20 protein-coding genes are annotated in these 22,080 nt (G+C 49.7%); 12 read left to right on the top strand and 8 right to left on the bottom strand.

Annotated elements, in window-relative coordinates; all coding sequences use genetic code 11:
• Nucleotides 1–70: 70 nt before the first annotated feature.
• Together F566_RS0128025 and F566_RS0128020 are read right to left on the bottom strand one after the other, a co-directional pair.
• A complete protein-coding gene (locus F566_RS0128025) occupies nucleotides 71–2,005 on the bottom strand; it encodes a methyl-accepting chemotaxis protein (protein WP_020410370.1) in 1,935 nt (644 codons plus the stop codon).
• Nucleotides 2,006–2,359: 354 nt separating this feature from the next.
• Nucleotides 2,360–2,998: a LysE family translocator gene (locus F566_RS0128020; RefSeq protein ID WP_245555318.1), complete on the bottom strand. Its 639-nt coding sequence runs from the start codon at nucleotides 2,996–2,998 to the stop codon at nucleotides 2,360–2,362.
• A gap of 143 nt (nucleotides 2,999–3,141) precedes the next feature.
• On the opposite strand from F566_RS0128020, the gene F566_RS35890 reads away from it, so the two are divergent.
• Nucleotides 3,142–3,471, top strand: coding sequence for a glutaredoxin domain-containing protein (locus F566_RS35890; protein ID WP_020410368.1), 330 nt, complete (start codon nucleotides 3,142–3,144; stop codon nucleotides 3,469–3,471).
• Nucleotides 3,472–3,551: 80 nt separating this feature from the next.
• Here the strand turns inward: F566_RS35890 and F566_RS0128010 are convergent, their stop codons facing one another.
• A complete protein-coding gene (locus F566_RS0128010; RefSeq protein WP_020410367.1) occupies nucleotides 3,552–4,172 on the bottom strand; it encodes a trimeric intracellular cation channel family protein in 621 nt (206 codons plus the stop codon).
• A gap of 160 nt (nucleotides 4,173–4,332) precedes the next feature.
• Here F566_RS0128010 and F566_RS0128005 point away from each other — a divergent pair, with 160 nt between their 5' ends.
• From F566_RS0128005 to F566_RS0127960, 10 genes are all read left to right on the top strand, one after another.
• Entirely contained in the window at nucleotides 4,333–5,058 is a 726-nt protein-coding gene (locus tag F566_RS0128005; protein WP_020410366.1) for a response regulator, read from the top strand.
• A complete protein-coding gene (locus tag F566_RS0128000; protein WP_020410365.1) occupies nucleotides 5,045–6,538 on the top strand; it encodes an ATP-binding protein in 1,494 nt (497 codons plus the stop codon). Before F566_RS0128005 ends, F566_RS0128000 begins: the two co-directional genes overlap by 14 nt.
• Nucleotides 6,539–6,584: 46 nt before the next feature.
• Nucleotides 6,585–7,400: a substrate-binding periplasmic protein gene (locus tag F566_RS0127995; protein WP_020410364.1), complete on the top strand. Its 816-nt coding sequence runs from the start codon at nucleotides 6,585–6,587 to the stop codon at nucleotides 7,398–7,400.
• Nucleotides 7,401–7,774: 374 nt separating this feature from the next.
• Complete coding sequence (locus tag F566_RS0127990; RefSeq protein WP_020410363.1) at nucleotides 7,775–9,028, top strand: ABC transporter substrate-binding protein; 1,254 nt, start codon at nucleotides 7,775–7,777, stop codon at nucleotides 9,026–9,028.
• 125 nt (nucleotides 9,029–9,153) lie between these two features.
• A complete protein-coding gene (locus tag F566_RS0127985; RefSeq protein WP_020410362.1) occupies nucleotides 9,154–10,074 on the top strand; it encodes a carbohydrate ABC transporter permease in 921 nt (306 codons plus the stop codon).
• Between the two features lie 7 nt (nucleotides 10,075–10,081).
• Nucleotides 10,082–10,948: a carbohydrate ABC transporter permease gene (locus F566_RS0127980; RefSeq protein WP_026180374.1), complete on the top strand. Its 867-nt coding sequence runs from the start codon at nucleotides 10,082–10,084 to the stop codon at nucleotides 10,946–10,948.
• Nucleotides 10,949–11,021: 73 nt separating this feature from the next.
• Nucleotides 11,022–12,137, top strand: coding sequence for an ABC transporter ATP-binding protein (locus F566_RS0127975; protein WP_020410360.1), 1,116 nt, complete (start codon nucleotides 11,022–11,024; stop codon nucleotides 12,135–12,137).
• A gap of 170 nt (nucleotides 12,138–12,307) precedes the next feature.
• On the top strand, nucleotides 12,308–13,192 hold the full coding sequence (locus F566_RS0127970; protein ID WP_020410359.1) for a helix-turn-helix domain-containing protein: 885 nt from the start codon (nucleotides 12,308–12,310) through the stop codon (nucleotides 13,190–13,192).
• Nucleotides 13,193–13,259: 67 nt separating this feature from the next.
• On the top strand, nucleotides 13,260–14,441 hold the full coding sequence (locus F566_RS0127965; RefSeq protein WP_020410358.1) for an AGE family epimerase/isomerase: 1,182 nt from the start codon (nucleotides 13,260–13,262) through the stop codon (nucleotides 14,439–14,441).
• A gap of 365 nt (nucleotides 14,442–14,806) precedes the next feature.
• Nucleotides 14,807–16,375, top strand: coding sequence for a methyl-accepting chemotaxis protein (locus F566_RS0127960; RefSeq protein WP_020410357.1), 1,569 nt, complete (start codon nucleotides 14,807–14,809; stop codon nucleotides 16,373–16,375).
• A gap of 23 nt (nucleotides 16,376–16,398) precedes the next feature.
• Here the strand turns inward: F566_RS0127960 and F566_RS0127955 are convergent, their stop codons facing one another.
• Complete coding sequence (locus F566_RS0127955) at nucleotides 16,399–16,908, bottom strand: GAF domain-containing protein (RefSeq protein WP_020410356.1); 510 nt, start codon at nucleotides 16,906–16,908, stop codon at nucleotides 16,399–16,401.
• A gap of 123 nt (nucleotides 16,909–17,031) precedes the next feature.
• Here F566_RS0127955 and F566_RS0127950 point away from each other — a divergent pair, with 123 nt between their 5' ends.
• On the top strand, nucleotides 17,032–17,535 hold the full coding sequence (locus F566_RS0127950) for a hypothetical protein (RefSeq protein ID WP_157497163.1): 504 nt from the start codon (nucleotides 17,032–17,034) through the stop codon (nucleotides 17,533–17,535).
• 60 nt (nucleotides 17,536–17,595) lie between these two features.
• Here the strand turns inward: F566_RS0127950 and purD are convergent, their stop codons facing one another.
• From purD to dusB, 4 genes are all read right to left on the bottom strand, one after another.
• Entirely contained in the window at nucleotides 17,596–18,888 is a 1,293-nt protein-coding gene (gene purD, locus F566_RS0127945) for a phosphoribosylamine--glycine ligase (RefSeq protein ID WP_020410354.1), read from the bottom strand.
• A gap of 25 nt (nucleotides 18,889–18,913) precedes the next feature.
• A complete protein-coding gene (gene purH / locus F566_RS0127940; RefSeq protein ID WP_020410353.1) occupies nucleotides 18,914–20,491 on the bottom strand; it encodes a bifunctional phosphoribosylaminoimidazolecarboxamide formyltransferase/IMP cyclohydrolase in 1,578 nt (525 codons plus the stop codon).
• A gap of 93 nt (nucleotides 20,492–20,584) precedes the next feature.
• On the bottom strand, nucleotides 20,585–20,875 hold the full coding sequence (gene fis / locus F566_RS0127935) for a DNA-binding transcriptional regulator Fis (protein WP_020410352.1): 291 nt from the start codon (nucleotides 20,873–20,875) through the stop codon (nucleotides 20,585–20,587).
• Nucleotides 20,872–21,861, bottom strand: a complete 990-nt coding sequence (gene dusB, locus F566_RS0127930; protein WP_020410351.1) for a tRNA dihydrouridine synthase DusB — start codon at nucleotides 21,859–21,861, stop codon at nucleotides 20,872–20,874. Before dusB ends, fis begins: the two co-directional genes overlap by 4 nt.
• Between the last annotated feature and the right edge of the window lie 219 nt (nucleotides 21,862–22,080).

Here is a 22,080-nt window from a genome sequence, read left to right as displayed (position 1 = left end):
TTCATGAAAGTGGTTATTTAAATGTAAGTCGCGACTTACTAGAAGTCCGCAGTTGTTCAATGAAGCCAAGTTACACTTTAAACTGTGACGCCTGAACCTCCAGAGCCTTTATCTGCTGACTGATTTCCGAACTCGCCTGTTCTGCCTTGTGCATGGCAGTTGCTGTGGTTTCAGCAGAATCTGCAATGTGAGTAATATTTTGTGTGATTTCCTCGGAAACGGCGCTTTGTTCTTCGGCAACAGAGGCTATCTCGGTGGCTCTGCCATGGAGATTCCCCACCAGGTTCTGAATATTCTCGAGGTTCTGGTCTGCCTCCCGGAACGATTCTGAAGATGCCTGAACCTTCTGCGATGCGTTTTGTATCGCAGCCACAGCTTCCTCACTACCATGCTGCAGTTGGGTAATGATGTCCTCAATCTCTGTCGTTGATTGTTGAGTTTTACTGGCCAGGTTACGAACTTCGTCTGCGACGACTGCAAACCCTCGTCCACTCTCTCCAGCTCTGGCGGCTTCAATGGCGGCGTTAAGGGCAAGTAAGTTGGTTTGTTCTGCAATGCTTTTAATGACCGTCAGGACGGAGCCGATTTCCTGGCTTTGGTGGTCGAGTTTCTGTACAACGGTTGCTGCGGCCGCGACCTCACCAACCATTGCCGATAATATTTCACTGACACGGCGTGAAATATTGGCTGTTGCTTTGGTTTCCGCGTTAACGTGATCCACATCGTTCGCTACATATTGCACGTTTTCAGCCACCTGTTGAATGCTGGCTGACATTTGCGTGATGGCAGAAGAAATCTGGTCGATTTCCTGTTTTTGTTTATTGACTGCAGAAGCTGCCTGGTCGCTGTTCAAGGTCAATTCGCCTGCTTTGGCGGTGGCCTGTTGGGCGGAGCTTGCAACTTCGATAATAATATTCTGGATGCGGCCGATGAACTGATTCATGCCGTCCGCCATATGTGAAATTTCATCTTTGCCTTTGACGTTGGCTCGCTGGGTAAGGTCGGCCTCGCCCTCTGCGATATCCCAAATGGCGTTTTTCAGAACATTCACCTTGAGCAATACGCGAACTCCGAGCATTAGAGCAATAACCACGATAAGGGCGACCCCCAGTATTAATGCCGTCATGAATAGACTGGCAATAATTCTGTTGGCACCATCTTTAATGGTGTCCAATACCTGGGTGCTGGCATCATCGGAGGTTCTCTCGGTTTGGGCGAGGGACTGGGCCAATCGGCTGGAAACCTGACTGCTCTGCTGATCAAGAATCGTGGATACGGACTGCTGACTCTGGGTTGTCAGTTGGTCAAACTCGCCTTTAAGGGCATGCATTTCCTGATCTATGCGATCAGTGCTGAGCCCCATGATAAACTTTCCGATGGAGACCTCATTGGGGGCAATATCTGATGTGATCACTATGATGGAGGGATCGCTCTCAGCTGCATTGATTGCTTTGCCCAGGCTCCCACTTCCGGTGCCTTTGGAAACCAGGGCCTTTAGTCGTTCGTCCGTGCGATCCACATAGCGGGTCAGGCGTTCGCCGTACTGATCAAAAAAACCGGCAAATACGACAGACTCATTAGCGTCAGCCATTTCAGCAAGGCTTGTGAGTACCGGCACATCGCGATCCCAGATTGAGGGAGCCGCGACTGCCGCAACAATGTCTGCAAGGTTCTGCGCATTGGTAGTCATTGAGGCCTTTATGTCCGACTCAATTTTCGTCTGGGTGTTACCTAGAGCGTTGGTGAGGCTTTGACCCAGTTGGGAAGCTGCATCACTGCGCATGGACTGTAATCTCTCCAGAACGGCCTTCTCTGCCACTTTGAGTTCGGCACTGACGGTCGCTGTACTATTGTTTAAATCCTTTTGAATTTGCTCAGCAAGTCCCTGTACCTGAGCTTGCGTCAGCCATGTGTTGATCAAAATCTGCAGCGCAACTGCGGCAACCAGCACCAGAAAGACCGGCATTAAAAGTTTGCTTTTAAACAAAGACAGGAGATTCTTCATAATGGAGTGCCCATTAATACGACGAGTTTATAAAACGACAGACAATTGCTGGTCGAATCTTGCTCTGCATTAAGCAATTGTCTTTCCTCAGGGTGATGTCCTGTTTGTCAGCAAGACCGGACTCCTTTGGCCCGATAACATCCGACTAATAATATTTAGAATAGACAATCATCGGCAGGCTGTCGCGACGACTAGTGTGTATCAGTTTGTTCTGAAACCTGTTTTGGGGGCAGAGGAGGAGGGAAGAAAGGTTAAGGTGGGAACAGAATGGACCGGGGTGTAAGTAATACCGAATATCTGTTTATGGTCAGGGGAGGCGGCAGTTGATCTTCGCAAACTGCCGCAATGGGGTGATTAATCCCGAGTGGCTACGAACAGGCGGGCGGCGAGCCCAAACAACACAACACCCATGAAGCGTTCGACCCAGTGGGCAGTCCGTTCGAATCCCGCTCTCACTTTGGGCAGTGAAAGAACCACACTCAAACCGACAAACCAGCCTGCGGTGGCGACACACATCCAGATCCCATAGATCGCTTGTACTGACTTTGGTGTATCCGGTGACACAATGACTGAAAACAGGGCGACAAAAAACAGCGTCGCTTTGGGGTTCAGCAGGTTGGTCAAAAATCCAAGTCGAAACGCCGGCCAGTGATCCTTGAAAGCGGGCTGGTTCAGGTCGACGGTTTCACCGGGTTGGTGAGGCTTGGCTTTCAGGCATTGCCAGCCGACATAGGCCAAGTATATAGCGCCTACCCATTTAAGAATGCTAAACGCCATAACTGACTGGGATATCAATAGTCCCAACCCAAATAGTGAATAAGTCACATGGACCAGTATCGCCATGCCGATACCAATACTTGTCCAGATTGCAGGTGCCAGGCCTCGACAGAGACTCTGACGGATAACCACTGCGAAATCCGGCCCCGGACTGGCAACTGCCAGCAGATGGGCAATCGCAACGGCAATAAATTCGGGCCAATAACCTTCCATCATGGGGTCCTTGTGAAACTTTGGCTGAGATGAGTTGTCCTACCTAAGGGTAACGAACATCCTTAGTTACGGGACGATAGACGTAATAGGGTATTAGAGTTTCTATAGTCGAGTGAGTCAAGATATTAGTGGAGCGAGTCAAGACGATGTGGTTAGTTAAAACCAGGTATGCCGTGTGCAGGCTTTTGCTACTTTCAGGGTTAATGCTGTGTAGTTCCCTAAGTCTGGCAGTAGAGCGGGTGGTGATGTTCAGCCAAACCTATTGTGCAGCCTGTGTTGTAGCGAAATCATACTTAGATGCCAATGGCATTCCCTATAGCGAGTTCTTAATTGATAAAAGCCAGGCCGCCAGGGAATACTTTACTAAACTTGGAGGGAAGGGGACGCCGTTTTTTGTGATCGACGGTCGACGTATGCAGGGCTTCCAGAAGCAACGCTTCCAGGAGCTTTATGGTCAGACGCCTGACCGCCGTTAGGCAAATATAGTGTAGATGTTCCTGAAGGCATCATCAGCAATGAGTCTATTACAGAATGAAGACCTGTCCGCAATTCGGATTCAGGGGGCTCTTTCATCTTCGGAAAACAGAAATGCAGGAAGCGAAATGCCAAAAAATATGCCAGCCAGACGGAATCCAAGGGTGGTGACCATGCTGCAAATTGCAGCCTGTTGATCCTCAATCCCCAGCCCGTGCAAGCCAAGAAATACCAGGCATCCCGCGATAGCTGCTGTCGCGTATATTTCCTTGTGAAAGATCAACGGTATCTCATTGCAGATAATATCCCGCAGTACGCCTCCTGCAACCCCTGTCATCAGTCCCATCAGCAGGCAGATCTCAGCGCTGTGTCCCAGTGCCAAGGCTTTCTGAGTTCCTGCCAGAGTAAAGAAGGCCAAGCCTATAGCATCGCAGACTTCCAGAGTTTTACGGGGTATCCAGTGCATTCTTACCAGCACAAAAGTGGCCAATGCGGATAGAATTCCAATGAAAAGGTATGAAGTATTGGCGATCCAGATGACCGGGTGGGCGTCAAGAATCAGGTCCCGTAGAGTACCGCTACCCAGACAGGCAACAAGGGCTACGACGATAACCCCGAAAACATCGAGCTTCTTGTGTCCGGCTGTCAGTGCGCCACTAATGGCAAATACCACAATGCCAAATATGTCGAGGAAGAAATACATGTGTCTCCTGTATGATAAGGCCCGGGAAACACCGGGTGGTTGTAGCGATCAGCAATGCGGCCGGGCGCTGTCATTATGATAATTTGTGTTATGATCCCGCCAAAGGCGCTTCAAAGCCAGTGATAATTAACGAGAAATTGACGTAGAGAAGTCGAGCGGAATGACCCAGAAGAATAAACACATTTTAGTGGTCGACGACGATGCAGAAATTCGTTCTCTGTTGAGTGATTACCTCACACGTAACGGGTTTGTCGTGTCGTCGGCTGCAGATGGTGAAGCATTCTTTCAGATGTTGGCTCAGTCTACACCGGACTTGGTGGTTCTGGATATCATGCTTCCAGGTGAGGATGGCTTTGCCATATGCCAGCGTTTGCGGCGCGAGTCCGGAGTGCCGGTGGTAATGTTGACCGCGAATTCGGATGAAACCGATAGAATAGTGGGCCTGGAAATGGGGGCGGATGATTATCTGGCAAAACCTTTCAATCCCCGGGAGCTGCTGGCCAGAATCAAGGCAATTCTGCGGCGGGTTCAGGAACCTGCCAAAACTGCCTTGTCGCCCAAGCTTTATCACTTTGGTGGGCTGACCCTGGATACCACCACTCGCATATTGAAATTCCCCGACAACACGCAAACTCATTTGACCGGAGCAGATTATAGTCTGCTGCTGATGTTTCTTAACAAAGGGAATGATGTTCTCAGCCGGGATGAAATTTCTGATGTTCTTCATGGACGTGAATGTAGTCCATTCGATCGCAGCATCGATGTTCATATGAGCCGATTACGCCAGCGATTGGGAGATGATGCCAAGAACCCTCATTTGATCAAAACGGTCCGGGGAGCTGGATACGTTCTCACAGTTCCGGTGGATGTCGATGCGGGCGAATAGGGCCGCCGTAGGTAAGCTTCTCAATCGATGGTTACCCAAGTCTCTGGCATCCCGGTTTGTCCTGCTGCTGTTGATCGCAGTGCTTTCTGCACAGGGCTTATCATCTCTGGTGTGGGTAACACAGCTTAAAACCCGGCATCACGAAAGTGTGATTGGGATGGCCAATCAGATTGCCTACAGCATCAGTTCCACTGTTCGCTTTTTTAAATCACTCCCAGTGGACTATCGCCACATTGTACTGGATCAGTTGAGAAGGCTGGGGGGCTCCCGCTTCTTTGTCACTTTCAATAGTGAATACATCAGAGTCAGTCCGATCCCTTCCAGTGAATTGAAAGAAGCGGTTCTGGTAGAAATGAACCAGGTATTGCGATCGCAACTGGGTTCCGATGTGAATCTTCATGCCGACTTTTCCCTGGCTTCGAAGCTGCACGTTTTCAATAACGATATCAAACTGCTTGACCTTCCTCCGGGGTGGGGACACCACAGTCTGCTTCTGGAGCCTGACAAGACACCGATTCTGGTGATACAGGTGGGCCTGAAGGAGGATGAGTGGTTGTATCTGGCGACTCTGATGCCGACACCCGATGGGATGCTGGAAAATGATTACCTGCCGGCCGACCGGCTTTGGTTTATGGGGATCACCATTGTGCTGGTGATGATTGTATCTCTGTTGACGATCCGTTACCTGACTCGGCCCCTGAAGTTGCTCTCCAGGGCGGCGGATGAGCTTGGTAAGGATATAGACCGGCCTCCCATACCGGAATCCGGGAGCGCGGAAATGGTGATTGCATCGAGAACTTTTAATGCCATGCAGGATCGGTTGCGACGCTACATTGAAGACAGGGAGACACTGTTCTCAGCAATTTCCCACGATCTCAAGACACCGATCACCCGGTTGCGGTTGAGAGCGGAGATGCTGGAAGATGAACAGGCGAGGGATAAGTTTGAGCAGGACCTGCTGGAACTTGAGCATATGGTCCAAGGGGCTTTGCAGTGCGTGAAAGATACCGCGATTCACGAAAACCCGGTCAATATCGATTTAAATGCCATGTTGCAGGAGATTTGTGATGGTGCCAATCTGAAGCGCAGGAGAGTGGTCTTTCAAGGTGGCGTGCAGGATCGTTATTGGGGCAAACCATTGGCACTAAAGCGAGCGTTCACCAACCTGGTGGACAATGCTGTGTTTTATGGCAAGCAGGCTGAGGTGAAGTTATCGCGGACTGATGAAGCGATGGTGATACAGATCCATGATCATGGCCCAGGGGTTTCAGAACGGGATATGGAGCGGATATTCGAACCCTATGTCAGGCTGGAGAAATCCCGCAATCGAAATACTGGGGGCTCTGGTCTTGGATTGAGTATTGTTCGGAATATTATCCATGGTCATGGAGGGGAAATACGACTGTGGAATCATCCTGAAGGTGGGCTGACAGTGGAAGTGAAGCTGCCTGTGTCCAACAAAGCACTGGAACTGGATTGACGCTATCGACACTGTTCCGGCTCATAGCCGCTCCACAGGAGCTATAATGGATTTAAAGCAACAACATCATGGCGTAATGTCCTTGCTAAAACGCATATCAAAAACTTTCTTCTGCCTATTGGTGTTATCGGTTGCCATAACTGGCCCCGTTACCTCTGCTTCTCCCTATATTGTGGCCGTTTATCCTGAAAACCCCCCTTTCCTGTATGACGATAACGGTCATCCTGCCGGCATGTATCTGGATATTGTGAGGGAAACATTTATAGCTATGGAGCAGCCCATAGAAGTGAGATTGCTTCCTTTTCGCAGGGCATTGCAAATGGCATATGACGGCGATGCTATTGTTGCGGGGATACTGGAGACACCTGAAAGAGCCAGGCTGCTGGATTTTTCCAAAGCGATCTATAAAGAGGAAATGGTTGTATTCACGGCCAAGGACCATCCCCGGTATTACCGCAGCGTGGAAGATTTAACCGGGCGGACTTTCGGTGTGATCCTGGGATGGAGCTACGGAGTGAGAGTCGATGAAGCCCGTGGCACCAATCAGTTTCAAACCGTAGAAGGTACCTTGATGGCCAATATTCTGGCGACAAGTCAGGGAATGGTGGATGGATTCATTCACTCCAGACTGTCTGGCCTGTACCAATTACAAATGTCCGGCATGACTGACAGAATCAAAGTGAACTCTGACCCGATATCGCAGGTGGATATATTTATTGCGGGGAAAAAAGGCGAGTTCTCAGAACTAATGAGGCGTTTCAATCAGCAGCTTGTGATTCTTAAAGAGAATGGCGCGTTGGATGATATCGTCTATGAATACTCGTCCCTCTACATGACATCTCCTGAAGCTTCGGGGGAATAACCTCGCGATCTCTGGGGCATTTTACTGAAGATAAATCCTCGGAGCTTGATTATGCGTCGGCCTGTCTTTGCTTTTTCTATCAGAACGTATCAGGAAAAAGTATTCACCCAGGTGAGAAATATATCCCGTAATGCCGTATGAATCACTGATCGGGAGTATCCTCGGGCAGGATGCCAAATACCACGTAACACTGGTCAGCGTTGGATGTAAGGTTTTGTTACATTAGGTTGCTCTATCTTACCCTGCAGACGAAGAACTCTCCTTATACTAATCTTCAGCCTTTTCAGCATGGCTCTCGCTTATCTCGGGTTTGACAGCGATCAGTGCTTGCTGACTGGCAGATCTGGTTAAAAAAATAAACAGAAGGTTTGATCATGAAAAATTTCAAGAAGTATCTGGCTCCAATCGTTCTCTCCTGCGCCACTGTTACCAGCGCACAGGCCGGTGAAGTGGAAGTTCTCCATTGGTGGACTTCGGGCGGTGAGGCTGCTTCGGTTGCCGTACTTAAAGATCTGCTGGAAAAACAGGGACACACCTGGAAAGATTTCGCGGTAGCTGGTGGTGGCGGTGAAAGTGCCATGACCGTACTAAAATCCCGCGCCGTCTCCGGCAATCCTCCTGCTGCTGCCCAAATCAAAGGTCTTGATATTCAGGAATGGGCGGATCTTGGTCTGCTGACCAATTTGGATTCTGTTGCCGAGCAAGGCAACTGGGACAAACTCCTGCCGAAAGTTGTTTCAGACGTTATGAAGTCTGAAGGTCATTATGTTGCAGTTCCCGTCAACGTTCACCGTGTTAACTGGCTGTGGGCCAACCCTGAAGTGTTCAAAAAAGCAGGAGTCGGCATCCCCAATACATGGGAAGATTTCCCAGCAGCGGCTGATGCTATTCAGAAAGCCGGCTTCATTCCTCTGGCACATGGTGGTCAGGCCTGGCAGGACGCTACTTTGTTTGAAGCAGTAGCTCTGGGTATGGGCGGCAGTGAGTTTTATCGTAAGGCATTTGTTGATCATGATATGGACACTCTGAAAAGTGCCAAGATGGTTGAGATCTTCAAAGCGTTCAAAGACCTGCGCAAATATATCGACAAAGATTCCGCTGGCCGCGACTGGAATATTGCCACCAGCATGGTCATTAATGGAAAAGCTGCGATGCAGGTCATGGGTGACTGGGCGAAAGGTGAATTTGTGGCAGCAGGTAAGAAAGCGGGTGTTGATTTTGCCTGTCTTCCGGCTCCTGGAACTTCCGGTCAATACACCTTTAACATCGACAGCTTTGCTATGTTCAAGCTGAACGATTCCGAAAATGCCAAAGCCCAGAATGCGCTGGCTAAAACCATTATGGAACCGGCATTCCAGGAAACCTTTAACCTGAACAAAGGCTCAATTCCTGTTCGTTCCGGTATGTCCCGTGCCAAGTTTGATTTCTGTGCTGATGCTTCCATGGATGCCTTCAATGCTTCCGCAGCCACTGGCGATCTGGTACCAAGTATGGCACATGGCATGTCGACAACATCTTACATCCAGGGTGCGATCTATGATGTTGTAACCAACTTCTTCAACGACGAATCGTTGTCTGCTCAGGACGCGGTCAATCGTCTGGCGCAAGCTGTTAAAGCCGCCATGTAACCTTATACGGCTCCAGGGCCTCTGGAGCCGCTTTCTTTTAAAACCATGATTCTGACTACAGGGATGCTTCTCTGTGGAATGGGCTATCTTTATATCTACTAGAGGTCACTATGAGGGCGATAACTATGAGTGCTGAAGAGCCTCTGCAGACAGCGAAGCAATCAAGTGGGTTGCTGCAGCGGATAGAGCACTGGATACCCAAGGTGGTAGTAGCGCCGACATTTATCATGATGTTGGTATTTATCTACGGCTACATCATCTGGACCGGTGTACTTTCTGCCACGAATTCCCGGTTTCTACCGTCTTATGATTTCGTTGGCGGACTTCAATACGAAAAACTGTTTGAAAACCCTCGGTGGGAGACAGCCTATACGAATCTGGCTCTTTTCGGTGGCTTGTTCATCGCGATCTGCCTGTTTATCGGAGTTACTCTGGCAATCCTGCTGGATCAGAAGATTCGCCGGGAAGGTGTCCTGAGAACCATTTATCTTTATCCAATGGCCCTATCGTTTATCGTGACGGGTACCGCCTGGAAATGGATGCTGAACCCCGGCCTTGGCCTGGAAAAGCTGGTACAGGATATGGGATTTGAGAATTTTTCCTTTGACTGGATCGTTGATCCGGATATGGCAATCTACACCCTGGTGATTGCCGCAGTCTGGCAGTCATCCGGATTTGTGATGGCCATGTTCCTGGCTGGTCTGAGGGGAATTGATAACTCGATCATTCAGGCTGCGCAGATGGATGGTGCCAGTATGCCGCGTATCTACTGGCGCATAATTGTGCCATGTTTGCGTCCGGTATTTTTCAGCGCTTTCATTATCTTGTCCCATATAGCCATCAAGAGTTTTGACTTGGTCATGGCAATGACAGGCGGTGGACCAGGCTACGCGACAGACTTACCTGCGACATTTATGTACGCGCACTCTTTCACGCGCAGCTCTATTGGATTGGGAGCCGCCAGCGCCATGTTGATGCTGGGCGGGGTGTTGGCAATCCTCATTCCTTACCTGTATTCAGAATTGAGAGGGACCCGCAATGGTTAATCATCATATGGCCCAGCGAACCTGGGGATTCTGGATCAACCGAGGCATCATTCATGCACTGTTGATCTCTGCCGCCTTGTTTTATCTGTTACCCCTGGTGGTGATGCTGCTTACCTCCTTTAAAACCATGGATGATATCCGTGCGGGTAATCTGATTTCCTTCCCGGCAGAGTTTGTGATCGAGCCCTGGATTAAGGCATGGTCATCTGCTTGTACCGGGGTGAAGTGTGAAGGCGTTGGAAGCTACTTTTTCAACTCGGTTCAGATAGTGGTTCCGGCGGTTCTGATTTCCACCGCACTCGGCGCGATTAATGGCTATGTTCTGACGAAGTGGCGCTTCCGTGGCAGTGAGCTGTTCTTCGGCCTGCTTTTGTTTGGGTGCTTTATTCCGTTTCAGGTGGTATTGCTGCCCATGGCGCAGACACTGGGTTGGCTTGGTATTGCCAATACCACAACAGGTCTGGTGCTGGTGCATGTGGCCTATGGTGTGGCGTTCACCACGCTCTTCTTCCGAAACTTCTATGTGAATATTCCATCGGAACTGGTCAAGGCAGCCCAGCTAGATGGTGCTGGTTTTTTCAAAATCTTCTGGCGCATCCTGCTGCCTATTTCTGGTCCGATCATTGTGGTGACTATCATCTGGCAGACAACTCAGATCTGGAACGACTTTCTGTTCGGGGTGGTCTACGGCAGCGGTGAAACCCAGCCCATAACGGTCGCACTGAATAACCTGGTGAATACCTCTACGGGGGTTAAGGAATATAACGTGCATATGGCGGCTGCGATTATTGCGGGACTGCCCACACTGCTGGTGTACGTTCTGGCCGGTAAGTATTTCGTTCGAGGCCTGACCGCCGGTTCGGTTAAGGGTTAAAAACAGTTTCCTGAAAAATATGATTTGACGGGGCTGGTTAAAGGCCAGCCCTGAATAAAGAGAGGTTAGCAACATGGCTGCGTTGGAAATAGATAACGTTCGCAAGGTATTTGGCGGTAAGACAGAAGTTCTGAAAGGGATCAACATCAGTATTGAGAATGGAGAGTTCTTGATTCTGGTAGGCCCTTCCGGTTGTGGTAAGTCCACTCTGATGAATAGTATTGCCGGTCTGGAAAGCATTACCGATGGGCAGATCCGTATCGGGGGAGAAGATGTTTCTGGTCGATCTCCCAAAGATCGTGATATTGCGATGGTGTTCCAGAGCTATGCCTTGTATCCCAGCATGAATGTTCGCGACAACATTGCATTCGGGTTGGAGATGCGCAAGGTACCAAAGGAAGATCGCCTGAATGAGGTGAATCGGGTCGCCAAAATGTTGCAGATAGAGCACCTGCTCGACCGCAAGCCTTCTCAACTCTCTGGTGGTCAGCGTCAACGGGTCGCAATGGGACGGGCGTTGGCGAGGAAGCCGAAAATCTATTTGTTCGATGAGCCGCTGAGTAATCTCGATGCCAAACTTCGCGTCGAGATGAGGACTGAAATCAAAAAGCTTCACCAGAACCTGGGAACCACGATTGTTTATGTGACCCATGACCAGATTGAAGCGATGACCCTTGCCGACCGTATCGCGGTCATGAAGGATGGCATCGTGCAGCAATTTGGTACGCCGCAGGAAATCTATGATGAGCCGGCCAATATTTTTGTCGCAGGATTTATGGGCTCTCCGGCCATGAACTTTATTCCTGCGCCTATACAGAAGGAACAGGGGCAGTTGGTCGCCAAAGTCACTACCGCTGGAGGGCAGACCTATAGCCTTCCTCTTGGCAAGCGCGGTGAGAACCTGGAGAAATATGAAGGTCGTAAGGTTATTCTGGGAGTTCGTCCTGAGCGCATCAGTGAGGTGAATATCACTGAAGTTGAGCGTGAAGATGTGGTTGTGGTGAAAACGAAGACAGAAATCGTTGAGCCGACCGGCCCAGACACTTTGATCCATATTACCCTCAACGGCGTGGAAGTCGGTTGTCGGGTTGCTCCGGATTCGGCGGTAAAAGCCGGAGAGGATATGGAGTTCATGGTTGATCTTTCTAAAGCTGTCTTCTTTGACAGCGAAACCGAGGCCAGGATTTAGCCTGATTAACGGCGGCACGATAACACTATCGACCGCCGTTTTTTTTCAACGGATTGTGACCACCTGCCGGATCTGATACTTACCAATAATGGCCTGTCATTGAGCTAGTCTGTGACTGGCTTCTGGATCCGGCAATCTCTAAAAATAAAAATATAGGTCAGGAGCTGAACGTGAAACTTGGTCAGATGTCGAGCTGTCCGGCTGTGGGTATTCAGCCAGAGAGCGGCACCCGGCGGTGCTCGCTTGCGCTGATTTCCTGCGACAGTGCTCCGGAAAACATTCAGCATTATCCGGGAGTGGAGATACTTTTACCATTACAGGGATCTGTTCAACTTGAATACTCTGCCAGGCAGATAACGGTCAATCAGGGGGACTTGATTCTGCTATCGGGGATGCATCCCTACCGATTTCTCAAAGCGGATGATGTAGATTTTTACCGTTTGCGCCTGTCCCTAATGGCTTTTTTTAATCTGAAAATGCCCTCAGTCTACAAAACTGAAGTCCTTCATGGTCTGCCTTTGCTTTTATCCCAGGATTACTACTGTAACGAGTCTCTGCTTTCACGCTGGCAATCTGAGCTTGGGCTTGACGACCATGCACTGGAAGAACTGGTTCTGGATGAAGTCTGCCTTTTTCTACGACGTCAATTAGGTCCACATCTGAAAGAATGCCTGATGGCGAACGGGGGGCATTGCCAGGCTCTTAATGGTCACGTCGTCAGGTCGTTAGAATTTATTCATCAGAATTATACCTGTCCAATCGGGATTGCTGAGATTGCAGAGCATGTAAGGTTGAACAAGAACTTTTTAATGGGATTGTTTAAAAAATCTCTCGGAATTACGGTGCTGGAGTACTTGACTGCCCGGAGGTTAAGTCGGGCGCAAAAGCAATTGCTGAGCACAGATGAGCAGGTGATTCAGGTCGCGTTTTCCTGTGGTTTTGGGTCTGTAACACGGTTTTACGAAGTATTTAAGCAGTATTTTGGCATTTCACCTTTGCAATATCGTAAGCGCCATCTTGCTGATCCCTGGTACAGGCTCAGAGAAGGCAGTTAATATAGCTGCAGCACCAATATAATATTCCCGGCCGTATGTTTGGAGCGGGAGTCGGAAGGAGTCATTAATGTATCGAAGTGAAAAATTCCTCCTCAAGCATTGTCGGCAAATTCTGGAATTCTATCAGAATAGCTGTCTGGACCCCGCTGGAGGCTATTTTCAGAACTTCCTGGATACTGGCGAAGTATTCAAGCCGGATGTCAAACATCTGGTTAGCAGTACCCGTATGATGTTCAATTTTTACCAGGGGTATTTTGAATTCAGGGAACAGTGGATGTTGGAATATGCCCGTCACGGGTATCAATTTCTGCACCAGAACCACCAAAGAAAGGACGGTAAGGGATTTGTCTGGAGTATGGCTGAAAGCCAGCCAACAGATCTGAACCAGTACTGCTATGGATATGCTTTTGTCATGCTGGCCTTATCTGCGGCTGTCAGAGCAAGAGAGCCCGGTGCAGCGGAATGGCTCGAAGAAGTCTGGGAGTTGTGGGAGTCGCATTTCTGGTTGCCAGAGCAGGGGCTTTATGCGGATGAAATCAGCGCAGATTGGTCTGAAGTCTCTGTCTATCGAGGGCAGAACGCTAACATGCATGCCTGTGAGGCATTGCTATTCTGCTATGAAGCTACAAATGATCCACGATATCTGACGCGAGCACAGCAGCTTGCTGAAATGTTCACGGGAACGCTGGCTGCCCAGACTCAGGGGCTGGTGTGGGAACACTATCATCTGGACCTTAGCCCTGATTGGGAATTCAACCGGGATGATCCAAAAAACCTGTATAAACCTTGGGGGTTTCAACCCGGTCATCAGACGGAGTGGAGTAAGCTGTTAATGATGCTTTATCGTCATGACGCCAATCCGGCCTGGTTACAACGAGCACAATATCTTTTTGACAAAAGTATGGAAGTTGCCTGGGATCATGAAAGTCACGGGCTTTTTTACGGATTTGCGCCGGACGGCTCTATCTGCGATGACGATAAGTATTTTTGGGTCCAGGCAGAATCCATAGCCGCGGCTGCATTGTTGGGCGATGCTTCCTCGGATCTTCGGTATTGGGAGTGTTATGAGCAATTATGGGATTATTGTTGGAATTACTTCGTGGATCATGAACATGGTGGCTGGTATCGATTGCTGACGCGAGATAACCGTTGTGTCAGCAATCGCAAGAGTGAAGCTGGCTCCAAGTGTGACTATCATAATCTAAATGCCATCCTTGAAGTTGTGCGTACCCTCAGAGGATCGGCTTGAAACTAAGTACTGAATTTTTCTATTCTAATCAAATTCTTAATGGGAAATCGGCGAACTTTGTTGCCGGGTGAATGCTGGTAAAACGGTTTGACTACCCGGCAATAAATCCTATGCTTTAAGCAAAGAGTTTGCTGACGTTCCGTCTGATGCGCGCTACGGGGGAAAGGGTTGTAGCTATTATATACCTCGCTGGCCTGGCCAGCCGTTTTTTATCGATTGGTAAACAACTCTTTTCCGATTTTCAAAGCAGAATGAAAATAGTGCTCTGATATAGGTATCAGATGTGATGTCAGCTGATTCTGGTACGTGGCTCTGATTGCTGTCCGTTTGACAGCAGGAACTGCGCAACTTAGTTGAGGTTTAGGATGAGAAAGAATACCCCTGTTACTCAGGTTAACAAAGATTACTCCAGTAACACCCATATTGTTTCCACAACAAACGACAAGGGTGTTATCACCTATGCCAATCAGGATTTTGTGGACATCAGTGGGTTCCAACTACCCGAACTGGAAGGGCAGGCACATAACATTGTTCGCCATCCAGACATGCCACAGGCTGCATTCAAGGACTTGTGGGATACTGTGAAGCTTGGAAAGCCCTGGATTGGAATAGTGAAAAATCGCTGCAAGAATGGCGATCATTACTGGGTTGATGCGTTTGTATCCAAATCTTCCGGCGGAGAAGGGTTTCAGTCTGTCAGAATAAAACCGCAGGCGAAACACGTCGCCGCGGCAGAAAAAATTTACCAAAAGCTGAATGCGGGTCAGATGCCGGACACTCGTATGTCGCCACGACACTGGTCGCTGTTTACCAAAATAATGGTGGCTGCAGTCCTGACTCTTGCTCCTGTAGCAATTGCGGTTTTGGGAGGTATGACTGACTCGATTTCTCTGATTGTTGCCATGGTCATTGGCCTGGTTCTCGGGGCGGTTGCAGGCGGCTGGATTGGAGCGCCGTACAAGTCTGCCGCTGAAGAATCCAGAAAAATATATGACAACCAAGTGTCAAGGCTGGTTTATGGTGGCCGGAATGATGAGCTTGGGCAACTTTCCACGGCGCATCATTTCCTGCGCAGTAAACTGGAGACAGTGATATGGCGGATTCAGGATTCAGTCCATCAACTTGAAACCGTGGCTCAGCAAACCGCATCACTATCGACGGATTCTGAGCAGCAGATTCGCAACCAACAGGTTGAAATTGAGCAGATTGCCACGGCGATGAATGAAATGTCAGCCACGATTGATGATGTTGCGAGAAACTCCAGCTCTGCTTCAGAGTCCATGCATTCGGTGGAAAGTTTGGTAGGTGAAGGATCTAAGAAGGTCAATGAAACCATCAGTTCAGTTGATCAGTTGGTGAGTCGCCTGACAGAAGCTTCCGGTAAGGTGGAAGAGGTCAGCTCAAAAAGTGAGAATATTTCGACCCTGGTGGAGTCGATTCAGAATATTGCTGAGCAAACCAATCTTCTGGCCCTGAATGCTGCGATAGAGGCTGCCCGCGCGGGGGAGCAGGGCAGAGGCTTTGCTGTTGTTGCAGATGAAGTTCGAAATCTGGCCAGTAATACGGCCAAGACCACCGAGGAAATTCAGCAGGCCATTGAGTCTATTCGTGCAGATGTGAACCATGCGGTGGCAATGATGAACCGCGCCAAGGAAATGTCCATTGATACGGTTGAGCTCTCCAGAGAAGCAGGTAGCTCACTTGAATCCATATTGGCGGCCACGCAGGAAACTTCTTCACTGGTGACCCAGATCGCAACTGCAGCTGAGCAGCAAAGCTCGGTGACAGAAGAGATTAACGGGAATATCCATCACATCAATGACTCTGCCAATATCACCACCCAAAATGCGCATCAAACACATCAGGCAAACCAGAATTTGCTGGAGGAGGTAATCCGACTTCAGTCTGTCGCCAAGCAGTTCAGTAGTCGCTGAGAACTGGTTTTTTGATTGAGCTCTCAATCCGGCAGGTTGGGAGCTTTTTCCTTCAGCATTTTCGCCAATGTTTCGAGTTGATCCTGATCTGTCCTGTCAAATGCGGCGGGATAGTCAGAATCAATATCGAGAACAGCGATGACGTCATTATTTTTATTGAAAACAGGTACTACGATTTCACTTTGAGTGGTGGAGGAGCAGGCAATGTGATCCGTTATTGCGTTTACGTCCTTCACCAACTGTGTTTTTTCCGCAGTGGCTGCCGCACCACATACGCCACGATGAAAAGGAATCGTCAGGCACCCATGACCATCTTGATATGGGCCGGCTTTCATTAGTGCCGGTTGGACAACACGATAGAATCCCGTCCAGTGAAAATACTCAAATCTCTGATGTAGCTCGCAACACACAGTAGACAGAATTGTGATCCAATCCATTTCTTCTGCGATGAGATGCTGAATAATCTTCAGAGTTTCCTGATAATGACCGAGTTTTTCTTGAACGCTGGCGTCGCGGGAGAGTGAAGTAAACACGTAAAACCTCTGGTGGATAAATCTCGTGCCTCAGGTGAACGCATATGGCAAAGGCACTGGTTAATCGTCGCCCCTATAATGCCTTGCCGGACTAAAAATACCGAGGGAAGTTTAGTGAAAAAAATGACTTATGTCGGAATGGGGCTGATCTGCCTCTTCCTCAGTGGCTGTTTTTATTCTGCCGCCGTGGGGGTGGCGGATGTGGCGATCATAGAAAGAACCAAACAAAAGCATGCTTTTGTTCACGCCATGGAAGATGGCTATGAAAAATATCAGAAGGATTGGGCTGGTTCTGATTGCCCTAGAAATGAGTATGAAGTAAGTCCCAAGATCGTCGAATATGCCAAGAGCCGGCCTCCCTATGGGTTGGATGCTGCCCTTAAAATGCTGATGGAAATATACAATGACCCGGAGCAGACAGATCAGGTTCGCTCTCATGCTCTGTATCATGTGGCCGTTGCCTATATGAGGCGTCGGGAAAGCAACTATGAAATCGCAGAAGAGTATCTACAAACGATTCGGGATGACTTTCCCGGTACGCACGATTGTGTTGTGGCCCGATTACTTAAGGAAGTCAAAGAGCGTCAGGAATTTCAGGGGAATTTTGAAGATACTTCTGAGGGATGATTTGAGATAAAAAAAGGCAGCACTTTGCGGCTGCCCTTGTTCAATTATGCCGGTGACGACTTAGCTTTCATTCTGCTCTCTGGCGATGGCGCGGTAGCCGATATCGTTGCGGTAGAAGGCACCGTCCCAACTGATATGACGGGCAAGAGCATAGGCGTTCTTCTGCGCTTCTGAAACAGTATTGCCCAGAGCAGTGGTGCACAGAACGCGTCCTCCGCTGGTGGTGACGTCTTCATTTGCCAGCTTGGTGCCAGCGTGAAACACTTTGCCAGGGAGCCTGGCGGCTTCTGTCAGGCCGCTGATAACGCTACCTTTGGCATAGCTGTCCGGATAGCCACCTGCCGCCAGAACGACGCCCAGAGCGGCTCTGGAGTCCCACTCTGAGGATTCCTGATCCAGTTGGCCTTTTGTTGCTGCCATACAGAGTTTTACCAGGTCGGATTTCATCCGCAGCATAATGGGTTGAGTCTCAGGATCGCCAAAACGGCAGTTGTACTCGATAACTTTGGGAGTACCGTCTGCCGTGATCATCAATCCGGCGTAAAGGAACCCTACGTAGTCATTACCCTCTGAGGCCATGCCCTGGACTGTTGGATAGATGACTTCATCCATGATTCTCTGATGCACCTCGGCGGTAACCACCGGGGCGGGAGAGTAGGCGCCCATGCCACCGGTATTAGGGCCTGTGTCGCCATCGCCGACTCGTTTATGGTCCTGACTGGTGGCCATCGGGAGGACATTCTTGCCGTCAACCATGACGATAAAGCTCGCTTCCTCGCCTTCCAGAAATTCCTCGATCACTACCCGGTGTCCTGCATCGCCAAACTTATTGCCGGCCAGCATGTCTTTGATAGCGGCTTCTGCATCTTCCAGAGTCATCGCCACAATGACACCTTTACCGGCAGCGAGTCCGTCTGCTTTCACCACAATTGGCGCACCCTGTTGGCGTACATATTCCAGGGCTGGTTCAATTTCGGTGAAGTTCTTGTACTGAGCTGTTGGAATGTTGTGGCGAGCCAGAAAGTCCTTGGTGAATGCCTTGGAGCCTTCCAGCTGTGCTGCGCCCCTACTGGGGCCAAAGATACATAGTTGCTCAGACCGGAAGCGGTCTACCACGCCCTCAACCAGAGGAGCTTCAGGACCCACAATGGTCAATTCGATCTGATTTTGTTTGGCAAAATCCACCAGTTTGTCAAAATCCAGAACATCGATATCAACGTTCTCAAGTTTGTTTTCCAGTGCAGTGCCTGCATTGCCCGGAGCGACAAATACTTTGCTGACATAATCAGCCTGGGCAGCCTTCCAGGCCAGAGCGTGTTCTCGCCCGCCGCTGCCGATGACCAGAATATTCATAGTGATTCCTTAACCCGGGGGGCGTTTAGTGACGGAAATGGCGCATGCCGGTAAATACCATGGCAATGCCGTGCTCGTTGGCAGCGTCGATGACTTCCTGGTCACGCATGGAGCCGCCAGGCTGAATGATTGCCGTGATACCTGCAGCAGCAGCGGCATCTACACTGTCGCGGAATGGGAAGAATGCATCCGAGGCCATTACCGATCCTTTAACTTCCAGGTTCTCGTCGGCGGCCTTGATTCCCGCAATTTTTGCGCTGTAGACGCGACTCATTTGTCCTGCACCAATACCGATAGTACGTCCGCTTTTGGCATAGACGATGGCGTTGGATTTTACAAACTTGGCAACTTCCCAGGCAAACAGCAGGTCACTGAGCTCTTGTTCGGTGGGAGAACGTTCTGTTGCCATGGTCAGCGCTTCCATATTGACCATACCCAGGTCACGGTCCTGAACCAGAAGGCCGCCAGTTACGCGTTTGAAATCAAAGGCAGCGAGACGCTCGCCATCGAAATCACCACATTCGAGCAGTCTGACATTGGGTTTGGCTGCGACGGCAGCGCGAGCTGCTTCTTGAATACGTGGCGCGATAATTACCTCAACAAACTGGCGCTCGACAATTGCTTTAGCGGTAGCTTCGTCCAACTCACGGTTGAAAGCGATAATGCCTCCGAAAGCTGAGGTTGGATCAGTCGCGAACGCCAGGTCATATGCCTGTTTCAGATCCGCACCGATGGCAACGCCGCATGGGTTGGCGTGCTTGACGATAACGCAGGCTGGGTCGGCAAAGGGTTTGACGCATTCAAGAGCTGCGTCGGTGTCGGCGATATTGTTGTAGGATAGTTCTTTACCCTGCAGTTGTTTGGCGGTTGATACTGACGCCTCTGTGGCATTTTGCTCCACGTAGAAAGCTGCCGTCTGATGCGGGTTTTCACCGTATCTTAGGTCCTGTACCTTGGCGAACTGCTGGTTGAGCGTGCGAGGGTAGCGGGTTTCTTCCGCCAGAACTTTTTTGCCCAGATAGTTGGCAATGGCGCCGTCATAGGCTGCCGTATGTTCAAAGGCCTTTACTGCCAGATTAAAACGGGTGGCATGGCTTAACTGCCCCTGATTACTATTCAGCTCCTGCAGGAGTTCGTCATAGTCTGAAGGGTTCACGACGATAGCCACATCTTTGTGGTTTTTAGCGGCAGAACGCACCATGGTGGGGCCGCCAATGTCAATGTTCTCAATAGCATCCGCCAACTGGCAATCCGGGTTGGCGACAGTGGCCTCGAAGGGGTAGAGGTTGACCACTACCAGGTCAATCTGGTCAATTCCATGCTCAGCCATGATCGCGTCATCCTGACCGCGGCGGCCCAGAATGCCTCCGTGTACTTTTGGATGAAGCGTTTTGACTCTTCCATCCATCATTTCCGGAAAGCCAGTATAGTCAGAGACTTCTCTTACGTTGATGGAGGCTTCCTTCAACATTTTGTAGGTGCCGCCGGTGGACAATAGCTCGACACCCTGGTCGGCCAGCGAGCGGGCAAATTCAATAATATTGGTTTTATTGGAAACGCTAAGAAGGGCGCGTTTGATTTTGACTGAGTCAGAACTGGTCATGGTCTGCAGGTCTCTTGTTTAAGCAAAAAGAGGGCTTTAAGCCCTCTCTTGATTCAATGAAGATGATAAGTCTAGTCGACGACCGCCTGTTTATTAGAGCAAGCCGTACTGTTTCAGCTTCTTGCGCAGGGTGCCGCGGTTAAGACCAAGCAGTACGGAAGCTTTGGTCTGGTTATTACGGGTATACTTCAGTACCTGCTCCAGTAGGGGAGCTTCGACTTCAGAAAGCACCATGTTGTAGACATCTTTGACCGGAGCACCATCCAGTTGGGTGAAGTAATTTTCTAATGCCTGCTCAACGCTGTCACGGAGAGTCATAGTATCTGCGGTGGATTTTTCAACCTGAAGTGGCGCTTCTGGTGTGGCAAAGCTCTCTGTAGTCATGCTGCGATTTCCTCTCCTTCTTTCGACAGGCGCTCAAAAAAACTATCAATGGCATCTAATTGTGCCTGAGCGTCGTCTATACGGTTAAATTGCGATTTAAATTCTGCTCCGATACAGGCACTGTCGAGATACCACCCGACATGTTTGCGTGCGATTCTGGCACCCTGGACAGGGCCATAAAACGCATGCAAATCAATAATGTGCCCGATCAAAATGAGTCGAATCTCCTGATGAGACGGCTCCGGTAAAAACTGTTGCGTAAGCAGGTAATGTTCGATTTCCCGAAAAATCCAGGGGCGTCCTTGAGCTGCACGGCCCAGCATAATGCCGTCAGCCTGGGTGTAGTCCAGTACTTTTTTAGCCTGAAGCGGAGAGGTGATATCACCATTGGCAATAACCGGGATGGAGACACTTTGCTTGATCTGGGCAATTGTGTCGTATTCTGCATGACCCATGTATTTGCATTCCCGGGTACGGCCGTGAACGGCGAGTGATTGAATGCCACACTCTTCCGCCATCCTGGCAACGGTGATACCGTTGCGCTTCTCCGGGCTCCAGCCAGTTCTGATTTTCAGGGTAACAGGCACATCAACAGCCTTTACCACAGCGGTCAAAATATCCCTGACCAGATCTTCATCCTTAAGCAAAGCCGATCCGGCGGCTTTGTTACAAACCTTCTTCGCAGGACATCCCATATTAATATCAATAATCTGGGCGCCGTGTTCCTGATTGTATCGGGCGGCTGCCGCCAGCATTTCAGGATCACCTCCGGCTATTTGTACCGCGATGGGAGCTTCTTCCCCCGTGTGGTCCATCCGCAATCTGGATTTGCGGGTATTTCTAAGGTCTGGATTCGCTGCCATCATTTCTGATACGGCCAACCCGGCGCCCAATGAGCGACATAGTTGTCTGAAAGGGCGATCCGTAACACCTGCCATAGGTGCGAGAATCAGATTGTTACGCAATTGGTAAGGTCCGATTTGCATGGGGGTGTATTCGTCTGTGCCCGGATCAGTATCTTTCGACAAATCAACAAAGCCTGAAGTAAAGATCAGGCCATGAGTAATGTCAGGTGTTTAAAAAATGTTCGCCCTGAATAGGGGTGCCTATGATACTCAGATGATGGGGGACGGAAAAGACTTGAAATTTAAAAAATAGAGTATTTTTTATCCCGTCAGGGCTAAATTTAATCAATTGGAGGCTTT

Origin of the sequence: Hahella ganghwensis DSM 17046 (assembly GCF_000376785.1) — a bacterium.
Classification (GTDB): domain Bacteria; phylum Pseudomonadota; class Gammaproteobacteria; order Pseudomonadales; family Oleiphilaceae; genus Hahella; species Hahella ganghwensis.
The sequence above is the reverse complement of the archived record's forward strand: the minus strand, read 5'-3'. Positions and strand labels throughout refer to the sequence as shown.

Excerpts from the sequence above, each read along its gene's own strand:
- F566_RS0128025 (WP_020410370.1), bottom strand. The coding sequence starts at position 2,005 with ATGAAGAATCTCCTGTCTTTGTTTAAAAGCAAACTTTTAATGCCGGTC.
- F566_RS0128020 (WP_245555318.1), bottom strand. The coding sequence starts at position 2,998 with ATGATGGAAGGTTATTGGCCCGAATTTATTGCCGTTGCGATTGCCCAT.
- F566_RS35890 (WP_020410368.1), top strand. The coding sequence starts at position 3,142 with ATGTGGTTAGTTAAAACCAGGTATGCCGTGTGCAGGCTTTTGCTACTT.
- F566_RS0128010 (WP_020410367.1), bottom strand. The coding sequence starts at position 4,172 with ATGTATTTCTTCCTCGACATATTTGGCATTGTGGTATTTGCCATTAGT.
- F566_RS0128005 (WP_020410366.1), top strand. The coding sequence starts at position 4,333 with ATGACCCAGAAGAATAAACACATTTTAGTGGTCGACGACGATGCAGAA.
- F566_RS0128000 (WP_020410365.1), top strand. The coding sequence starts at position 5,045 with ATGCGGGCGAATAGGGCCGCCGTAGGTAAGCTTCTCAATCGATGGTTA.
- F566_RS0127995 (WP_020410364.1), top strand. The coding sequence starts at position 6,585 with ATGGATTTAAAGCAACAACATCATGGCGTAATGTCCTTGCTAAAACGC.
- F566_RS0127990 (WP_020410363.1), top strand. The coding sequence starts at position 7,775 with ATGAAAAATTTCAAGAAGTATCTGGCTCCAATCGTTCTCTCCTGCGCC.
- F566_RS0127985 (WP_020410362.1), top strand. The coding sequence starts at position 9,154 with ATGAGTGCTGAAGAGCCTCTGCAGACAGCGAAGCAATCAAGTGGGTTG.
- F566_RS0127980 (WP_026180374.1), top strand. The coding sequence starts at position 10,082 with ATGGCCCAGCGAACCTGGGGATTCTGGATCAACCGAGGCATCATTCAT.
- F566_RS0127975 (WP_020410360.1), top strand. The coding sequence starts at position 11,022 with ATGGCTGCGTTGGAAATAGATAACGTTCGCAAGGTATTTGGCGGTAAG.
- F566_RS0127965 (WP_020410358.1), top strand. The coding sequence starts at position 13,260 with ATGTATCGAAGTGAAAAATTCCTCCTCAAGCATTGTCGGCAAATTCTG.
- F566_RS0127960 (WP_020410357.1), top strand. The coding sequence starts at position 14,807 with ATGAGAAAGAATACCCCTGTTACTCAGGTTAACAAAGATTACTCCAGT.
- F566_RS0127950 (WP_157497163.1), top strand. The coding sequence starts at position 17,032 with ATGACTTATGTCGGAATGGGGCTGATCTGCCTCTTCCTCAGTGGCTGT.
- purD (WP_020410354.1), bottom strand. The coding sequence starts at position 18,888 with ATGAATATTCTGGTCATCGGCAGCGGCGGGCGAGAACACGCTCTGGCC.
- purH (WP_020410353.1), bottom strand. The coding sequence starts at position 20,491 with ATGACCAGTTCTGACTCAGTCAAAATCAAACGCGCCCTTCTTAGCGTT.
- fis (WP_020410352.1), bottom strand. The coding sequence starts at position 20,875 with ATGACTACAGAGAGCTTTGCCACACCAGAAGCGCCACTTCAGGTTGAA.
- dusB (WP_020410351.1), bottom strand. The coding sequence starts at position 21,861 with ATGCAAATCGGACCTTACCAATTGCGTAACAATCTGATTCTCGCACCT.